This is a genomic window from Bifidobacterium cebidarum (genome assembly GCF_009193305.1).
Taxonomy (GTDB): Bacteria; Actinomycetota; Actinomycetes; order Actinomycetales; family Bifidobacteriaceae; genus Bifidobacterium; species Bifidobacterium cebidarum.
Genome location: NZ_WBVS01000009.1, coordinates 1 through 15803 on the forward strand (window position 1 = coordinate 1; position 15803 = coordinate 15803).

Below are 15803 nucleotides of genomic sequence, written 5' to 3' on the forward strand. Positions count from 1 at the left end.
TCAGTTATAAGGTGCAGCCCAGTCCGGACGGCCTGGCCCAGGCGTTCATCCTCGGCGAGGAGTTCATCGCCGGCGAGCCCTGCGCCCTCGTGCTCGGCGACAACATCTTCTACGGCAACGGCCTCGGCCGCACGCTGCGTAAGGCGGCCTCCGTGGAACATGGTGCCACCGTGTTTGGCTATTACGTGGATGATCCCGAGCGCTACGGTGTGGTGGAGTTCGACGAGAACAAAAAGGCCGTCTCCATCGAGGAGAAACCGGAGCATCCGGCCAGCAACTACGCGGTGACCGGCCTCTACTTCTACGACGAGCGCGTCACCGAGTTCGCCAAGCGGGTCAGGCCATCCGCTCGTGGCGAGCTGGAGATCACCGATTTGAACCGCATGTATTTGGAGGATGGCTCCCTCAACGTACAGACCCTCGGACGAGGCTACGCCTGGCTGGATACGGGCACGATGGACTCCCTGTACGAGGCCGGCGAGTTCGTGCGCACCGTACAGCGCGCCCAGGGCCTGCCCATCGCTGTTGCTGAGGAGATCGCGTACGAGAACGGCTGGATCAGCAAGGACGAGCTCCTCGAATCCGCCCAGCGCTACGGCAAGAGCCCCTACGGCAAACACCTCAAAGACGTCGCCGACGGCAAAGTCATTGTAAAGCGGCAAGATTGATTTTGACTGTGATATGTGGGCAGTTCGATAAGTATTGAAGTATCGCTGTAACAATCTGTTTCGGCAGGGTTACTAGTAGGGTAAGACTACTATGCCAATGCTTCAGGCCTGTTGCACAAGGGAGGAACGTTGAAGCTGTTTAGTAAGAGGAACCGTGTGCTATTGCATGAGCTGACGGTCACCGATTTCAAGTTGCGCTATCAGCAGTCTGCACTCGGTTACCTGTGGTCAATTCTTAAACCACTCATGCTTTTTGCTGTGATGTACGTCGTGTTTGCCAAGTTCTTGGCAATGGGCGGAGACATCCCCAATTATGCTGTCTACCTGTTGGCTGGTATCTCGTTCTGGACGTTCTTCGCTGAAGCAACGACACAAGGTCTTCAGGCTATTGTGTCGCGTGGTGATTTGATCCGTAAAATTAACTTTCCTAAGTATATTATCGTTCTTTCTGGAACGATTTCAGCGCTTATCAACTTATTCTTTAACCTTCTTGTGGTGCTGGTATTCGCGGTACTGACAGGAGTGAAATTCCGCTGGACTATCTTGTTGCTTCCATTCAACATTCTTGAAATGTACTTACTCGCATTGGGCATTGGCCTATTGCTGGGATCTCTGTTTGTGAAATATCGTGACGTAGGATATCTCTGGGAAGTGGCCCTGCAGCTGTTCTTCTATGGAACGCCTATTATTTATCCAATTACGATGGTAAGTGCTACGCATCCGTTTATGGCAAAGTTACTGATGCTGAGTCCGATGGCGCAGGTTATTCAAGATATCCGATACAACTTAGTGACGGATTACACACAAACGTTGTGGTCTATGTGGGGGACTCCGCTTATTGGCTTGATTCCTGTAGGTATTGTGCTGATTGTATTAGCTTTTGGAGCTTGGTACTTCGGAAAGAGCTCTAAAAAGTTTGCTGAGGTGATGTGACGATGTCTATCGATTCTAAGAATAATAAAGAAGTTGCAATCCAGGTTTCTCACGTTTCCAAAAGCTTTAAACTTCCGTTGGAAAGAGCATCTAGCCTGAAACAGGCTATTTTTAATGCAATAAGTGGGAAAAAAGGATACGAGGAACATCAGGTTCTTCGTGACATTAGTTTCACCATTAACAAGGGCGACTTCATTGGTATTGTCGGCAGGAATGGTAGTGGCAAGAGCACGTTGCTGAAACTGATGGCACAGATTTATTACCCGGAAAAAGGTGATATTACCGTTAATGGTGTTCTCGTGCCGTTCATTGAGCTTGGTGTTGGTTTTAGCCCTGAACTTACTGGTCACGATAACGTCTACCTCAATGGTGCTTTGATGGGTTTTTCCACAAAGGAAATCGATGCTATGTATGACGATATCGTCGATTTTGCTGAGCTGGGCGAGTTCATGGAACAGAAAATCAAGAATTACTCCAGTGGAATGTTAGTCCGTCTTGCGTTCTCCATGGCGATTAGAGCTCAATCAGACATCCTTCTACTCGACGAAATTCTTGCTGTTGGAGATGAGGCTTTCCAACGCAAGTGTTATGCGTATTTTGCTAAGCTTCGTCGCGAGAAGAAAACCGTTATTCTTGTGACACATTCCATGGATTCAGTTCAGCGTTTCTGCAATCGTGCAATTTTGATTCACGATGGTGATTTAAAAATTGATGGATCTCCACTGGAGGTTGCTCAAGCGTATCAAGAGCTCAACAATCAACGTCTTGATCTTGCGGATTTGGAGTCGCAATTCTCTGGTGCTAGTGATGAATCAGGACGTAATCATGAGCTAGAAGAAGCTAATCGGCAGCGTCGAGAAAATGTGGATATAGCCGTTTCTCATAGCATTAGTGCCGACAAGCTTATATTCGATATTGATTTGATACCGAAGCGTACCTTGGAAGACGCCGTGCTGACGTTTGTGATTAATAGTGAAGTGGGTGAAATTGTTTTTCGTGTGGCGTCAGATGATAAAAACGTCAATCAACCTATAGATTTCACTGAAGGCCACGATTCGCACGTTCATCTTGAAGTCGATAATATCTTCCCCAACGGAATCTTTTCCGTACAGGTTGCCGTCAAAAAAGCGGACCGTAGTGACAATTATCTGATGGCTAATAATGTGCTTCTTTTTGAGGTACATGCACCTGTTGATGTCAGCCAGAATTGGAAGCCTCCTTTCCGGTTCGCTGTTACTCCGAAAAAGGACTGATTATGAAGTACGGCCTTTTCTCTTATGAGACCGAAAACATCGGTGATGAGATTCAGAGCATTGCAGCCAGAAGATTTTTGCCACGCGTAGATAGTTATGTTGATCGCGATTATGTAGGTCAATGGGAACCGAAAGATGATATCAAAATCATCATGAATGGATGGTATATGCATTCTCCATATGCATGGCCGCCTAAAACTTCGGTGATAGACCCATTATTGATTTCGATGTATATTGATCAGGCTGATCAACGAGTGGGTGATGCATTTTTCTCAAGTGAAAGTATTGCTTATTTAAATAGTCATGGACCTGTTGGCGCAAGAGATTTGTCGACATTGGATTTTCTGAAGAAGCATGGAATCGATTCATATTTTTCGGGTTGCATGACGCTGACCTTGCAGGCTGATCCTCAAGTAAAGAAGCAGGATTTTGTCTTAGCGGTTGATTTGCCGAAGCCTGTAGTTGAAATGTTGCGTAAGAAGACAAACCGTCCCGTAATCGAATCGTCTCCATATTTTGATGCCAATATGAGTCGAGATGACCGTTTTCAGTTGGCGGAGTATTTCCTATTCCTGTACCAGTCTGCGCATGCAGTTGTCACTACTCGTCTTCATGCCATGCTGCCATCGCTTGCTTTGGGAACACCTGTTTTTTTGATTATGGATCATCTCAAATATGATTCTCGACGGTATGCAGGACTCGATAATCTTGTTAATAAAGCTACAGATGTGGATTATTTGAATAATTATGAATTATTCAATGTAGATAATCCGCCAGCAAATCCTGATGAATATCTCTCATTGCGAGAGAAACTAATAGCTAACGCGTCTGCCTTCACCGGCTTTAACAATGATATAACATTCCGCACGGTCGACTTCTCAAACATAGCGACCAATACAGCATATGTGCGTCTTTTTACGCGTGGTTTCCATTCCCTGAATGAGGCATTGCTATTAGCAGGAGATAAAGCTTGGTTGCAAGAAAAGTATGATGATTTGCAGGCCCGCTATGCTGATTTGCAGGTTCGCTATGATATTTTGCAGCAACGCGATGCGAATGAGAGCAGTATGCTACGGGCACAAATTGATGCGATTTACCAATCTCGAACTTGGAAAGCAGGGCGGATGGTATCAGCGCCCATTCGTTTTGCCAGAAAAATTATTGGGAAGTGAATATGAGATATATTGTAGCTTTTTTCCAGTATCTTCGACATAATGGGCTAAAAGTAGCAGTGGCTCGTACTTTTAGTTTCGTCAAACGTAAAATCAAACGTACTCCTGTGGTCCAAAATGTTGCTGTCAAGCGTCCTATTGACGTGATGACGTCTGCTGAGGATGTTGTAGCAGCAGATTTTGTCGCTCATCCGTATCAAGCGCCTGCCAAGGTAGCGAAAGATAAACTCAATATCGGTTGGGTATTGTCTCCTATCAGCATTGGCAGCGGCGGTCAGCATACCATTGCGCGTTTTGCCAAGTCTCTGCAAGAACGTGGCCATAATGTCACATTCTTTATCTATGAGAGTATTGCTAAGCAGCCTGCAGAGTATTCGCATCAGCTCCTTAAAGAGCATTTTGATATTGATGTGAAATGTGTGCCTGTCAAAGATATCGACAAGATTGATCTCGATGTGCTGTTTGCCACCGGCTGGGAAACCGCATATCCGGTATTCAATATGAAGACCAATGCACACAAGATGTATTTTGTGCAGGACTATGAGCCGTTGTTCTATGGCATGGGATCTAAATCAGTTCTCGCCGAAAACACATACCGCTTCGGTTTCTATGGCGTTACCGCTGGTCGTTGGTTGACCAAGAAAGTTGGTGAGTTCGGTATGCCGGCCGATTACTTCGACTTTGGGGCCGATCTTGACATCTACAAGCCTAAGATCCAAACACCTAAAAAGAAGCAGATTTGCTTCTACGGTCGACCGGTCACCGAGCGTCGTGCTTTCGAAATCGGTGTACTTGCATTGGCGAAATTCCACCAGATGCATCCCGAGTACAAGATTGTATTCTTTGGATGGGATGTGTCCGACTACGACATTCCGTTCCCCTACGAGAATCGTGGCATCGTCAACCCTGCGCAACTTGCACAGATTTACCACGAATCCCAAGCATGCCTTGTGCTTTCCCTAACCAATGCTTCTCTGTTGCCGCTTGAGCTGCTTGCCGCGGGATGTGTGCCGGTAATGAATGACGGCGACAATAATCGCATGGTCATCGGTGAGAACCCTGATATCGTATATACGCTTGATTCTCCGATTGAACTTGCTCACGGGCTCGACGAGGTTGTTAACGATCCGGATATCGAAGCACGTTGTCAGCGCATCTCCAAGCGAGCGGAAAGCTCCTCTTGGGATGCCTCGTACGATAAGTTCGAACAAATAATTCTCCGAGAGGCCACCACTCAGCATCATGACTGATATCAAAGCCACCGTTTTTATTCCCACGTATTACGGCGAAGACAATTTGGATGAGTTATTCACTGCGCTGTCCACGCAGAAAGTTGATTTCGAATACGAAATTCTGGTGATTGATACCAGTTCCAAGGACCGTACTCCTGAAATCATTAAGTCTTGGGAGCCAAAGTTTAAACATTTCCGGTATGAGACCATTACCAAGCCGGAATTCTCGCATGGTCGAGTACGCCAGCAGGCGGCTGAGAAGGCTCGTGGCGAATATGTTGTCTACCTCACTCAGGATGCGACGCCAGCTCATGACCGATGGCTGTATGAAATCATTCAGCCTCTAGAACGTTTCCCGCAGGTTGTTGGTGTCATGGGCAAGCAGGACCCCCGTGCTACTGCGTTGCCTCTGCTAAAAGAGGAAATCATTCGTACCTTCAAGCAGTTCGGGCCGGACTTTGGCACTACGCTGTTTTATGAGGATGATTTTATTGATTCGCAGCAGCTGTTCGATTTGGTAACGTTCTATTCCGACGTGAACTCCGCCGCACGTAAGTCTGTGTTGCTTGGTGATGTGCCGTATCAAGACATTCCATATGCCGAAGACCAGAAATTTGGTGAAGATCTTATTCGTCATGGTTATATGAAAGCGTACGCGCCGCGTGCAAACGTATGGCATACGAATGAAATCAAACTTCGTGACTACAAGAAGCGCATGTTCGACGAAATCGTTGGTGTCCGTCGTGTGGGTAAAACGATGGATCCTATTTCTATCCCGTTTGTCATTAAACAAGTCATTCGAGCTGTAACACTAGGAAGTCTGTTCATTCTGAAAGATCACCAGTATACGTGGAAGCGCAAGCTCTATTGGTTGGCTCTCAATCCGCTGTTTGTTATTGAAAAGTGGAAAGGCGTCCGTGCTGCAATCGCCGTTGATCTGGACGATGAACAAACGATTGTAAAGCAGTCGTTGGAAAGTAATGAGGCAATTGCTCACGGGAAACAATGATTTCGTTGTGATGAAAAGGATGAGGATAATGAAAAAACTTGATAATTTCCTCAGGCGGTGGCCCATAACGGTTTTACCACTATTATGGGTACTATTTTCAATACTGAATGTGCTTGTAAATTGTATTCCGGATCGATTGGTAAAAGGATCTATTGCGTCAGGGATTGCCCAGATAAAAACAGAAGGGGCACACCCATGGATTTTCTTCACACCGCAAAGTCAACTTGATAGTTTTACTGATAGCATTATGCTGCAGCAGTCGCAAAGAACGAGTAATTGGAATGCAGTAACAGCATATTTTACTAATCGAGAAAAATGGGTGAGTTTGGAAAGTAGCGCTATACATAATCCGGTTTATGCCGCTTTCGCAAATCAAGGATATCCCAGATACTGGCACGGATATGCTATTATTTTAAAACCATTACTAGTTTTTTTCAATTATAGTGCTATCCGTATTATTTCTTTTATTATTTTAGCTTTCTTAATTTGTATTGCTTTTGGCGTTGTAAAAGAAAGATTCGGAATTATCGCTGCTCTTTGTTTTACAACTACGCTGTCTCTGATTAATATATTTGCTGTACCGATGTCGTTGGTGTTTAGTCCTGTTACATATATTACATTGTCCAGTATATGTATGATTCGGATTTTTGATTCACAAGATTATCGTGTTCTTGCTTTCATGGTAGTTGGTGCAATCACTAACTATGTTGATTTTTTGACATTCCCTCTTCTGACACTTTGTATTCCGCTCATTTTTTGCGTGATGCATGATGCGTTATGTGATACAACAACTTTATTCCGTCGTTTCTTTACAGTTATTTATTCTAGCTTAATGTGGCTAATTGGATATTCTTCAACATGGATAATGAAATGGGTTATTTCTAGTCTTGTTATTCGTGAAAATGTCATTTCAGATGCAATTCACAGTATTATGGTTAGAAGTGATACCGGTGGAGTTAATGAGGCCCATGGTGTGACTTTTAATAAAGCGGAGATTATTCAAAATAACTATAACTGCATTATGAGTAACGTGCCGAAAAGAATGGTTTTTCTGTTTTTCTTTGTAATTGTTTCTCTGCTGTGCTTGAAGTTCATAAAAGAGGGAGGCAATATTAGGATATTGGGGAGTAATATATTGTCGGGGCTTCCTGTTCTGCTTATTGGCGTCGCTCCTATTGTGTGGTATGCAGTTTTAGCTAATCATTCTGCAATTCATATGGAATTTTATGCATATAAAGATGCTGCAATTACTATCATGAGTCTTTTAATGTTTATTGTTCTCATGTTTGCTTCTCCTAATATAAAGAATCAACATCAGGATATTGACTTTAAAAATGGTTGATATTTGTATCGGGATGTTGCTTTATAAAACTTTTTTAGAGTCTAATAAAAAGCTTTATAATTTGCAATTCCTATCGTGAACTGATTTTCGTACATAAGATAGATATTGTATAAGATAGGTATTGTGTAATCATGGAGTGATTGTGCAATACCTATCTTATGTTTATTTCATATTCTTAATTCGCCTATCGTAAATAGCTTTTTCCGATAGGCGAATTTGGCGTATCATTGCGCATTTGATTCTGTTTGAATTAGAGAGTTGTCTAATAAGCTCTTGAACAAGAATTTTATCGGATTCATATTGCTGATGATTGTGCGGTTCATGGATGTGTGGAGCTTTCGCTTCGGCGTGGAATTCACTGACTAGTGTGTAGTAGCTGCGCATCGGAGTTACACCATGTCGTAAGCAGAGCTTGAAATTACTTGCGGAAGCTGTGATGTGATCATGATGGAACGAGAAGTCACTTTTTTGATGCGTCACAGATTCCGGGTGCTGCAGCCAGTTATAGAGATTGATATCGATATCTGCGACCTTATTTATCCGAACATATAGCTTTCCTGCAATCGCTGTATCCTGCGCATACATGCCTTCCGGGAAGCGGATGCCGTCCCAGAGTTCGCGCTTGTAGAGGCGGCACCAGTTGGCTTCATTGAAGTAGCGGGCCTCGGTATTGCGGCCGAGCTTATCGCCAATCAGGCGCAAGCTCTTGCAGAACACGGTTTGGTAGGCGGCGAGCGGATGCTCGAATACGGTGATCTTGCCGGGTGTTTTGGCGCCTTGAGCAGCTTCGGCGGCCACCGTCTCCAGCTGGGAGACGCCGAACTGACGCCAGCGTGCCTTGCTCATATCCGCGCCGGTGCTTACGAGCGCGTGCAGCAGGTATTCGATGTTGCGGCGGTCAAGGATATCGTCGTTGTCAGAGAAGGCGATGTATTCGCCATGAGCCGCGTCCAAACCGGCATTCTGTGCCTTGGAAATACCGCCATTCGTCTGGTGAATCACTGTCACGCGTGGATCCTGAGCGGCGTAGGCATCGCAGATGGCTGGGCTGGAATCCTTGGCGCCATCGTCCACCAGAATCACTTCCAGATTTGTATACGACTGCCCCAGAATCGAATCCACGCAGTAATGCAGGTATTCCTCGGCGTTATACACCGGCACAATGATGGAGACGAGCGGTTGAGACTGCGGCATGATTCCTCATATTCCTTGTATGAAGTCATCACTTGTCCGGCTATGTCGTGGACGGACAAGTATACAAAAGCAGATTTTAATAAATAGTATTATATAGCTAGTTATTGAGTGTCGGAGGATAATATGGCTAATCGAACATACACATTGAATGAAGTGTCTGAAATGTCCGGCATTTCCCAAGCGGCGTTGGCCAAACGTATCGGTCGCGGTCGATTGCCTGCCACCAAAGATGCAAGCGGGCGTTGGATTGTGGACGAGGAGACCTATCGAAAGCTGGAAAAAAAGCAGGTTAACAAGTCTTTGCTTGAAGAAGCGATGTCGAGGAAGCTGGAGGATGAGTCAGATACTGCGGATGCTACCGGTGAGCTAGGTGTTTTGCAGCAGCGTCTCAAGCTCAAGCAATTTGAAATCGAGCACAAGCACGAGGAAATTGCCGCCATCGAAGAACAGGTGGCTCTGCTGAAAGAACTGATAGCGGCCAAAAAGAAACTAATGTCTTTGTAGCCGGACAAGAGTCAAAGACAATTGTGACACATGTTCGGTTGTCTCATACAAGCTTTATCCTTATAAGTACAGCATTCAGTTGCTGTTGAATTTTGCCAGTGCTTCTGCGGTTGCACTGGAAGTGGGAGCCGGAGACACCCTGCAGGAGCAGGGCCCGGCTCCTGCGCTATCCGGCAACATTCATTTCCATAGGCGTCATAAATCACAATGGATTACGTCTATGCATTCATTGAACTGATTCAGTGTATCTAAGAAGTTTCTTTCTGCATAGGTGAGTTGTGGCCTGAGCAATAGCTCGGCAGCGTCGCCATAAGCTCCAAGTATCTGATCCGGGAGCCAAAGTCCAGCATTGGAGTGTCCCGGTTGATGAGATATGCGAAAATCGTTGGGAATCCAATGCTTGCAACGAAGCTGCTTAACGAATTGCACTTCTCTTTCGTCCTGCGCTTTTGAACGGCTTTCCAAAAGCAGATTATGAATATCATGCTGTCCTTCAAGTCCTGGGATAAGCTGTTCTAAACATTTTCTTCGGGCATGTTCCTCCTGTTTGCCTGACGTTGGCAATGGCGAAGCTTGAATAATGATTGGGGTTATGCGCTGATTGGAAAACAGACTAGACAATATGTCCATAACCTGAATTTTGTCAGCTGTTCGCAGTGTCGACCAGTGGAGTTTGCTGTCACCAGAGTGTTTTAGGGGCTCCAATATGCGACGGATTTCAGACTCCGCAAGAGATGTAATGCAGACGCCAATGAGGTACATCGGCATGATGACATGCCTGTGGTGGACGCTTTCGTCCCCGTATGCTGTCGGAGTCATATCTAGGCTCACCTCGTGTTGTCGGACGCCTGTCGAGAGTATTGCCGCTGTTTTTCTTCGATGAGCTCTTGGGCCAGCGCAATGCTTTCATTGATGGCCTTAAGCTGGTCTTTTTTTGCCTGAACGTAGTATGTGAGAAGACGAATTTCCGGAGAATCGACAGTGTGATCTACTCCGGAAATGGAAGCTGGATTGGTTTCTACTGTGCCAGTGGTGGTGACGCCCGGCTGGTCAGTATTGCTGTCATGGTCGGCAATGTCGGAATCGGCGGCATGGTGTTCGCCGGTCTTGCGGGCGCCGGAGAATATTGTGTCGGGCGTGACAGCGTCTCGTGGGATAAGCCACCTATCTCCCTGTTTGACACCTTTCAAGGTTCCGCGAGATATACGTTTTCTAAGGCTCTCCACGGTTTTTCCGGTCATTTCTGCGGCTTCAGCAATTGTGATATAGCCAGACATTCTCTATACTGTCCTTTCGGTCGTGTTCTTTAACTGATTTATCAGAGTACGCTGGGAGGCGGACGGGTGTCCAGTATGCGTTGGACATATCCGGTTCCGGTCCTGTCGTCCTTGTCGATGACGGTGTCCTTCGATGGCTGACTTGTTCGGACGCTGACAGCCTTTGTGGATGGTGCACTGATTGATGGTTCTCTGCAAGCCATATGTTCGAGGCCATGTTCGGACAAGATTGTCGCTGTCTGCTTTGGCCGCCGAATGCGGACGATGGTATCGATTGGCGGAGTGCCGCTGGCCGTGAGACTTTGCTCGGACAGTAATTCGACTATCTTTGCATCGCAAATATTTCCATGTAAAACAATTGATTAGCTGGAATTCCAGCCAGATTGTCTTTATTGCCAGCGTAAGTCAGCGCATCTGAGCGATATGCACTTGAGGCTGATTGTACGCGACCCCAATGCGCAAGATTCGCGACAATAAAACCAGCGTCACCCGCTACTAGAATTTTATGTGGCATAAAGGCAGCATGGAAGGTGTCAGAGCCGTCAGGGTACTGTTCTCGCAATCGGCCATAATGCTTGTTATGTCGGTTAGCGGCTCTGCGGACAGCCGCAATACGCCATCGAGGTGGAAGCTTCTTCTACATATCAACCAACGGCTTTTGCGAATATCGAAGATTTCGCTCCTGCGATAGGGGCCGATGTCAAGCATCGATTGGTCGTCTACGGTGACGAGAATGCTTTTGTGGCCGAACGCGGGAATGTCATTGGTCTTGTAATGATAGGGGCCGACTGCTGTATGGGTGAGTGTGCCAGTAGGATTTATGTGAATTGAACATTATTCATGATTGATTGGCGTGTTTGCCAATCGATGCTAAAACCAGAAGGGATTTTACACGTGACTGAATCATTCGAATACCCAGATCTGGTGATTGTTGGTGCGGGACTGTTTGGCTTGACTGTGGCGCAGCAGGCGGTGGAGCATACGAGCGCTCGCGTGCACATCATCGACGTGCGCGACCACATCGGTGGCAATGCATACTCCTACTTCGACCCGGAAACCGGTGCGGAAATCCACCGGTATGGCGCGCACCTGTTCCATACCTCCAACAAGCGCGTATGGGATTACGTGAACCATTTCACCTCGTTCACCAACTACGTGCACCGCGTGTACGCCACGCATGACGGCGAGGTCTACCCGCTGCCGATCAACCTCGGCACCATCAACCAGTTCTTCCATGCGCACTACACACCGGCCGAGGCCCAGAAGCTCATCGCCGAGCAGGCCGGCGAGCTGGCCGGCACCGATCCGGAGAACCTGAACGACAAGGGCATCCAGCTGATCGGTCGCCCGCTGTACGAGGCATTCATTAAGAATTACACGGGCAAGCAGTGGCAGACCGACCCGGCCGAGCTGCCGGCCTCCATCATCAAGCGTCTGCCGGTGCGCTTCAACTACGACAACCGTTACTTCAAGGACACGTGGGAGGGTCTGCCCGCGGACGGCTACACCAAGTGGTTCGAGCGCATGATCGACGACCCGCGCATCACCGTGGAACTTGGCGTGGACTTCTTCGATGAGTCCCAGCCGTACAACAAGAAGGCTCTGCAGGCCGCCGGCGTACCGGTGGTGTACACGGGCCCGATCGACCGTTACTTCGACTACGAGCTGGGCGACCTCAAGTGGCGTACGGTGGACTTCAAGGAGGTCCGTTACGACGAAGGTGACCACTTCGGTTGCCCGGTGATGAACTTCTCCGATGCGGACGTACCGTACACCCGCGCCATCGAGTTCAAGAACTTCAACCCGGAGCGCGCTGATCAGCAGAACCCGGACAAGACCGTGGTGTGGGAGGAATACAGCCGTTTCGCTGAGCGCGGCGACGAGCCGTACTATCCGATCAACACGGACGCGGACAAGACCCTGTACGCACAGTACGAGGCAAAGGCCGCGGCCGAGCCGAAGACCGTGTTCGGCGGCCGTCTCGGCACGTACAAGTACTACGACATGCACCAGGTGATCGACACCGCCCTGACCGCATACGAAGAGCAGGTCGCCCCGCTGCTGGCAAAGTAACAGTGTAACAGCTAGGTGCCCATTCTCTACCAGGCTGGCCGCTTCCTTGACGGGGGAAGCTGGCCGGCCTTTTTGTATGCTGAGTGTTTGATTGGCGTCATGGGGGCATGAAGCTTATGCGTCGTGGCATTGTATAGGTATGCTGGTGCTGGATGGCAATTGCGCACAAAGAAGCGCGGTGATATGAGATGCCGGACGGTACTTTGCGGAAGGGGAATTCGATGAACGAGTTGCATAAGCGTGAAGATTTAGGCGGGGCTTCTGACGAAGGGCATCAGCCCGAAACGCAGCATGAGAATCCGGCTGCGACTTCTCAGAATACGGCTTCAAATGCAGAGGCTCCATATTCACCATATGTGGCTCCAGGCATGCCGCAGGGCAACCCATATGCGAATCCGTACGCCAATCCCCATACCGCCCAGCGATACAACAGTTTTGCCGTGGGCGGCTTCGTCGCATCGTTCTTCGTCTCGATAATCGGCATTGTGTTGAGCGTCATCGGCCTGAGCGAAATCAGAAAACAGGGCGGCAAAGGGCGCGGCCTAGCCATTGCCGGAATCATCATTGGCGCAGTCAAAATCATTGCCGAAATCATTCTCATCATTGTTGTGATCATCGGTGCGGTTTCCTGGATCGAACAGGAGTCGCGCAACGGTGGATTCGATAGCTACTCCTACGAGTACAACTTTGGCGACTTAGATAGTAGCCATAGCGGCAATCGCGACCGCGGTACCGATGGACGCGATGGCTTTGATTTCGACTTTGACCTTGATTCCGGGTCTCATGGTGACTCCAAGGGGGACTCCGATGATCTGTTCGAATATCAGTACCAAGGCAATAACAGCATCACTGTCTTCGTGCAATAGCTGAACCGACCAGATGCCTCCGTGTGTTGCGGCGCACCCTTGATGCCGGGGCAAGAAAAGTACGTTTCACGCAAAAATGGTCATGCCGGCCTGAAACGCCGTAGTAGTGTTGGCCCTATGAGACTTGCACGATTTTCTCTGAATGATGCGCCGCGCTATGCCTTCGTGCAGAAGGATTCGGTTGACGGCAAAGACTACCTCATTGAACTGGACGGTCACCCGCTGGCCGGTGATCAGGTCAAGCCCACGGGCAACCGTTACGCGGTGGATGCGGACGGTGTGCGGCTGCTCGCTCCGGTCATTCCTTCCAAGGTGTACGGTCTGGCCAAGAACTACGAGGCCCATGCGCAGTTCATGCACGAAGCCGGCCACTCCGAGATCGCGCACGCGCCGGAGAACATGGTCATCTTCACCAAGCCGTCCACCTCGGTGATCGGCCCGGACGATCCGATTGTGTATCCGGCCTGCTCCAAGGATATGAACTTCGAGCCGGAAGTGGCTGTGGTGATGGGACGCATCGCCAAAAACGTGCCGGTCGAGAAGGCCATGGATTACGTGCTGGGCTTCACCTGTGTGAACGACGTGACGCTGCGCGATCTGCAGGGTCTCGATCCGACTTGGACGCGCGCCAAGGGCTTCGACACGTCCTGCCCGCTCGGCCCATGGATCGTGATGCGCGATGACCTCGATTGGAAGGACGCGAAGATCTCCTTCACCCTGAACGGTGAAGACGTGCCGATGGCGTCCGGTACCACCGCGAACCTCATCCACGGCATCCCGGAGCAGATTGCCGCGATTTCCTCGTTCTCCACGCTGCTGCCGGGCGACGTGATCATGACTGGTACCCCGAACGCATCCGGTCACCTTGACCCGGGCGACGAGACCATCGTGCACGTGGAAGGCATCGGCGACCTGCGCAACGTGATCGTGCGCGCCTGACCGGCCATGTGCTTAAGGGGCAGCAACTGCGCGTTCGGACAAATGCCGAGCGCAGTTACTGCCCCTTTTGCGTTATGAACAGGCAATAACTGCGCGAGGGGCTCGTAAATCAGCGCAGTTACTGTCGGATGAGGGCGCTGAAGCGGCAGTAACTGCGTGTGTATTGTGTTCGTACGCGCAGTTACTGCCGGTGCGTTGATTCTCCGGCGGCTCCAGAGGTTGCGAAACCGCGCTTACGCCCCCGGCAGCAGGGCATGCAGCACGGTCATGACCGCCAAACTGATGATGGCCGTCACCGTCAGTGAGAAGCCGGCGAGCTTGGCGTTGCCGGTCAGTGAATCGGTGAACTTGGTGGAGAAAATCGTGATCGGGGCGAATGCGCCCAGCACGATAATTTCGCGAATGCGCATATCGAACGGCAGCAGGAACCATGCGGCCACTGCGATGATCACGCCAAACAATGCGCGCCAGCCAATCACCTTCAGCAATTCCATACGGTCCTTGCGATTGTCCGGAATCTCCATCATCAGGCCGATCATGGCCATCGCGCAGAACGCGTTCGCATTGGCGAACGGGGTGATCAGCGTCACGATGGGCTGCGGAATCGTGATGTGCAGAAACATGAACACCAGCATCAGCATGTAGATGTCGAACGAAATCGAACCCAGGAAGTCATGGGCGATGTTGCGCAATCGCAGGCTCAACGGCAGTGACTTGAAGTTTTCGTCCATCTTGAGCAATGTGCGCGTGATGGTCAGCGAACCTGCGGTGGCCACGGTGGCATTGCCGATGTCAAGCATGATGATGGGCAGGCCGGCGGATGCGCCCATGAACGTCTGCACCACGGGCAGACAGAACGCGCCTAGGTTCAGGCCGGATGCGTTGAGCATCTGGAAGGCGCGATAGTTGCGCTCGTCGCCGTGCGAACCAAGATACACGATGAACAGTGGGGTCGCGCAGGCAAAGAATCCGAACAGCACGATCCACAGCATGCGCATGTCGTGCTTGTTGGTGGCGAACGACAGGATGATGGCGCAGGGGAGCGTCAGATTGAACACCAGGCCTTGGGCGACTTTGTAGTCGCGCTCGCCGAAGATGTGCAGGTGTTTCAGTGCGTATGGGCCCAGAATGGCGAGCAGCAGCGCGCCGGATTGGAAAATCATGAAGTTTCTTCTTGTCCCTCGGGGAATGCTGCGCGCAGTTTGAGTGGCACGAACGTTGCCCACAATAGGAGCTGCCATGCTCAATTCGCGATGAATTCAAAACTTGAGTCACCTTCGCTCAAGTTTTGGGAATAGAATGGACTTCAGGTCGGTTGAACGAGTCAGAACATGACACGAA

16 protein-coding genes are annotated in these 15803 nt (G+C 49.3%); 11 read left to right on the forward strand and 5 right to left on the reverse strand.

The window, feature by feature from the left end:
* From F7D08_RS08100 to F7D08_RS08130, 7 genes are all read left to right on the forward strand, one after another.
* Positions 1-668: sugar nucleotidyltransferase (locus tag F7D08_RS08100; protein ID WP_152210140.1), on the forward strand; the 668-nt coding region annotated here is incomplete at its 5' end.
* 156 nt (positions 669-824) lie between these two features.
* Complete coding sequence (locus tag F7D08_RS08105; RefSeq protein ID WP_226803443.1) at positions 825-1601, forward strand: ABC transporter permease; 777 nt, start codon at positions 825-827, stop codon at positions 1599-1601.
* 2 nt (positions 1602-1603) lie between these two features.
* The gene (locus F7D08_RS08110) at positions 1604-2854 is read left to right on the forward strand and encodes an ABC transporter ATP-binding protein (protein WP_193316255.1); all 1251 of its coding nucleotides are present in this window, start codon (positions 1604-1606) and stop codon (positions 2852-2854) included.
* Positions 2855-2856: 2 nt separating this feature from the next.
* Positions 2857-4026, forward strand: coding sequence for a polysaccharide pyruvyl transferase family protein (locus tag F7D08_RS08115; RefSeq protein ID WP_152210142.1), 1170 nt, complete (start codon positions 2857-2859; stop codon positions 4024-4026).
* A 2-nt stretch (positions 4027-4028) separates the two neighbouring features.
* The gene (locus F7D08_RS08120) at positions 4029-5276 is read left to right on the forward strand and encodes a glycosyltransferase family 4 protein (protein ID WP_152210143.1); all 1248 of its coding nucleotides are present in this window, start codon (positions 4029-4031) and stop codon (positions 5274-5276) included.
* Positions 5269-6267: a glycosyltransferase gene (locus F7D08_RS08125; protein WP_152210144.1), complete on the forward strand. Its 999-nt coding sequence runs from the start codon at positions 5269-5271 to the stop codon at positions 6265-6267. The genes F7D08_RS08120 and F7D08_RS08125 overlap by 8 nt, the downstream gene beginning before the upstream one ends.
* A 28-nt stretch (positions 6268-6295) precedes the next feature.
* Positions 6296-7609 carry a hypothetical protein gene (locus F7D08_RS08130; protein ID WP_152210145.1) on the forward strand — a complete coding sequence of 438 codons (1314 nt, stop codon included), beginning with the start codon at positions 6296-6298 and terminating at the stop codon, positions 7607-7609.
* Positions 7610-7771: 162 nt separating this feature from the next.
* Here the strand turns inward: F7D08_RS08130 and F7D08_RS08135 are convergent, their stop codons facing one another.
* On the reverse strand, positions 7772-8803 hold the full coding sequence (locus tag F7D08_RS08135; protein WP_152210146.1) for a glycosyltransferase family 2 protein: 1032 nt from the start codon (positions 8801-8803) through the stop codon (positions 7772-7774).
* 123 nt (positions 8804-8926) lie between these two features.
* Between F7D08_RS08135 and F7D08_RS08140 the strand changes: the two genes are divergently transcribed.
* Positions 8927-9307, forward strand: a complete 381-nt coding sequence (locus F7D08_RS08140; protein ID WP_152210147.1) for a MerR family transcriptional regulator — start codon at positions 8927-8929, stop codon at positions 9305-9307.
* A 195-nt stretch (positions 9308-9502) separates the two neighbouring features.
* Here F7D08_RS08140 and F7D08_RS08145 read toward each other — a convergent pair whose 3' ends face one another.
* The 3 genes from F7D08_RS08145 to F7D08_RS09850 form a co-directional block, all read right to left on the reverse strand.
* On the reverse strand, positions 9503-10126 hold the full coding sequence (locus F7D08_RS08145; RefSeq protein WP_152210148.1) for a hypothetical protein: 624 nt from the start codon (positions 10124-10126) through the stop codon (positions 9503-9505).
* Between the two features lie 8 nt (positions 10127-10134).
* Complete coding sequence (locus F7D08_RS08150) at positions 10135-10584, reverse strand: helix-turn-helix domain-containing protein (protein ID WP_152210149.1); 450 nt, start codon at positions 10582-10584, stop codon at positions 10135-10137.
* Positions 10585-10906: 322 nt separating this feature from the next.
* Positions 10907-11098: a hypothetical protein gene (locus tag F7D08_RS09850; protein ID WP_152210150.1), complete on the reverse strand. Its 192-nt coding sequence runs from the start codon at positions 11096-11098 to the stop codon at positions 10907-10909.
* A gap of 353 nt (positions 11099-11451) precedes the next feature.
* Between F7D08_RS09850 and glf the strand changes: the two genes are divergently transcribed.
* The 3 genes from glf to F7D08_RS08170 all read left to right on the forward strand — a co-directional run bounded on the left by glf (position 11452) and on the right by F7D08_RS08170 (position 14462).
* Complete coding sequence (gene glf, locus F7D08_RS08160) at positions 11452-12657, forward strand: UDP-galactopyranose mutase (RefSeq protein WP_404979668.1); 1206 nt, start codon at positions 11452-11454, stop codon at positions 12655-12657.
* Between the two features lie 221 nt (positions 12658-12878).
* Positions 12879-13523: a DUF4190 domain-containing protein gene (locus F7D08_RS08165; RefSeq protein ID WP_193316256.1), complete on the forward strand. Its 645-nt coding sequence runs from the start codon at positions 12879-12881 to the stop codon at positions 13521-13523.
* A 117-nt stretch (positions 13524-13640) separates the two neighbouring features.
* Entirely contained in the window at positions 13641-14462 is an 822-nt protein-coding gene (locus F7D08_RS08170) for a fumarylacetoacetate hydrolase family protein (RefSeq protein ID WP_152210153.1), read from the forward strand.
* 233 nt (positions 14463-14695) lie between these two features.
* Here the strand turns inward: F7D08_RS08170 and F7D08_RS08175 are convergent, their stop codons facing one another.
* Positions 14696-15625, reverse strand: coding sequence for an AEC family transporter (locus tag F7D08_RS08175; RefSeq protein ID WP_152210154.1), 930 nt, complete (start codon positions 15623-15625; stop codon positions 14696-14698).
* Between the last annotated feature and the right edge of the window lie 178 nt (positions 15626-15803).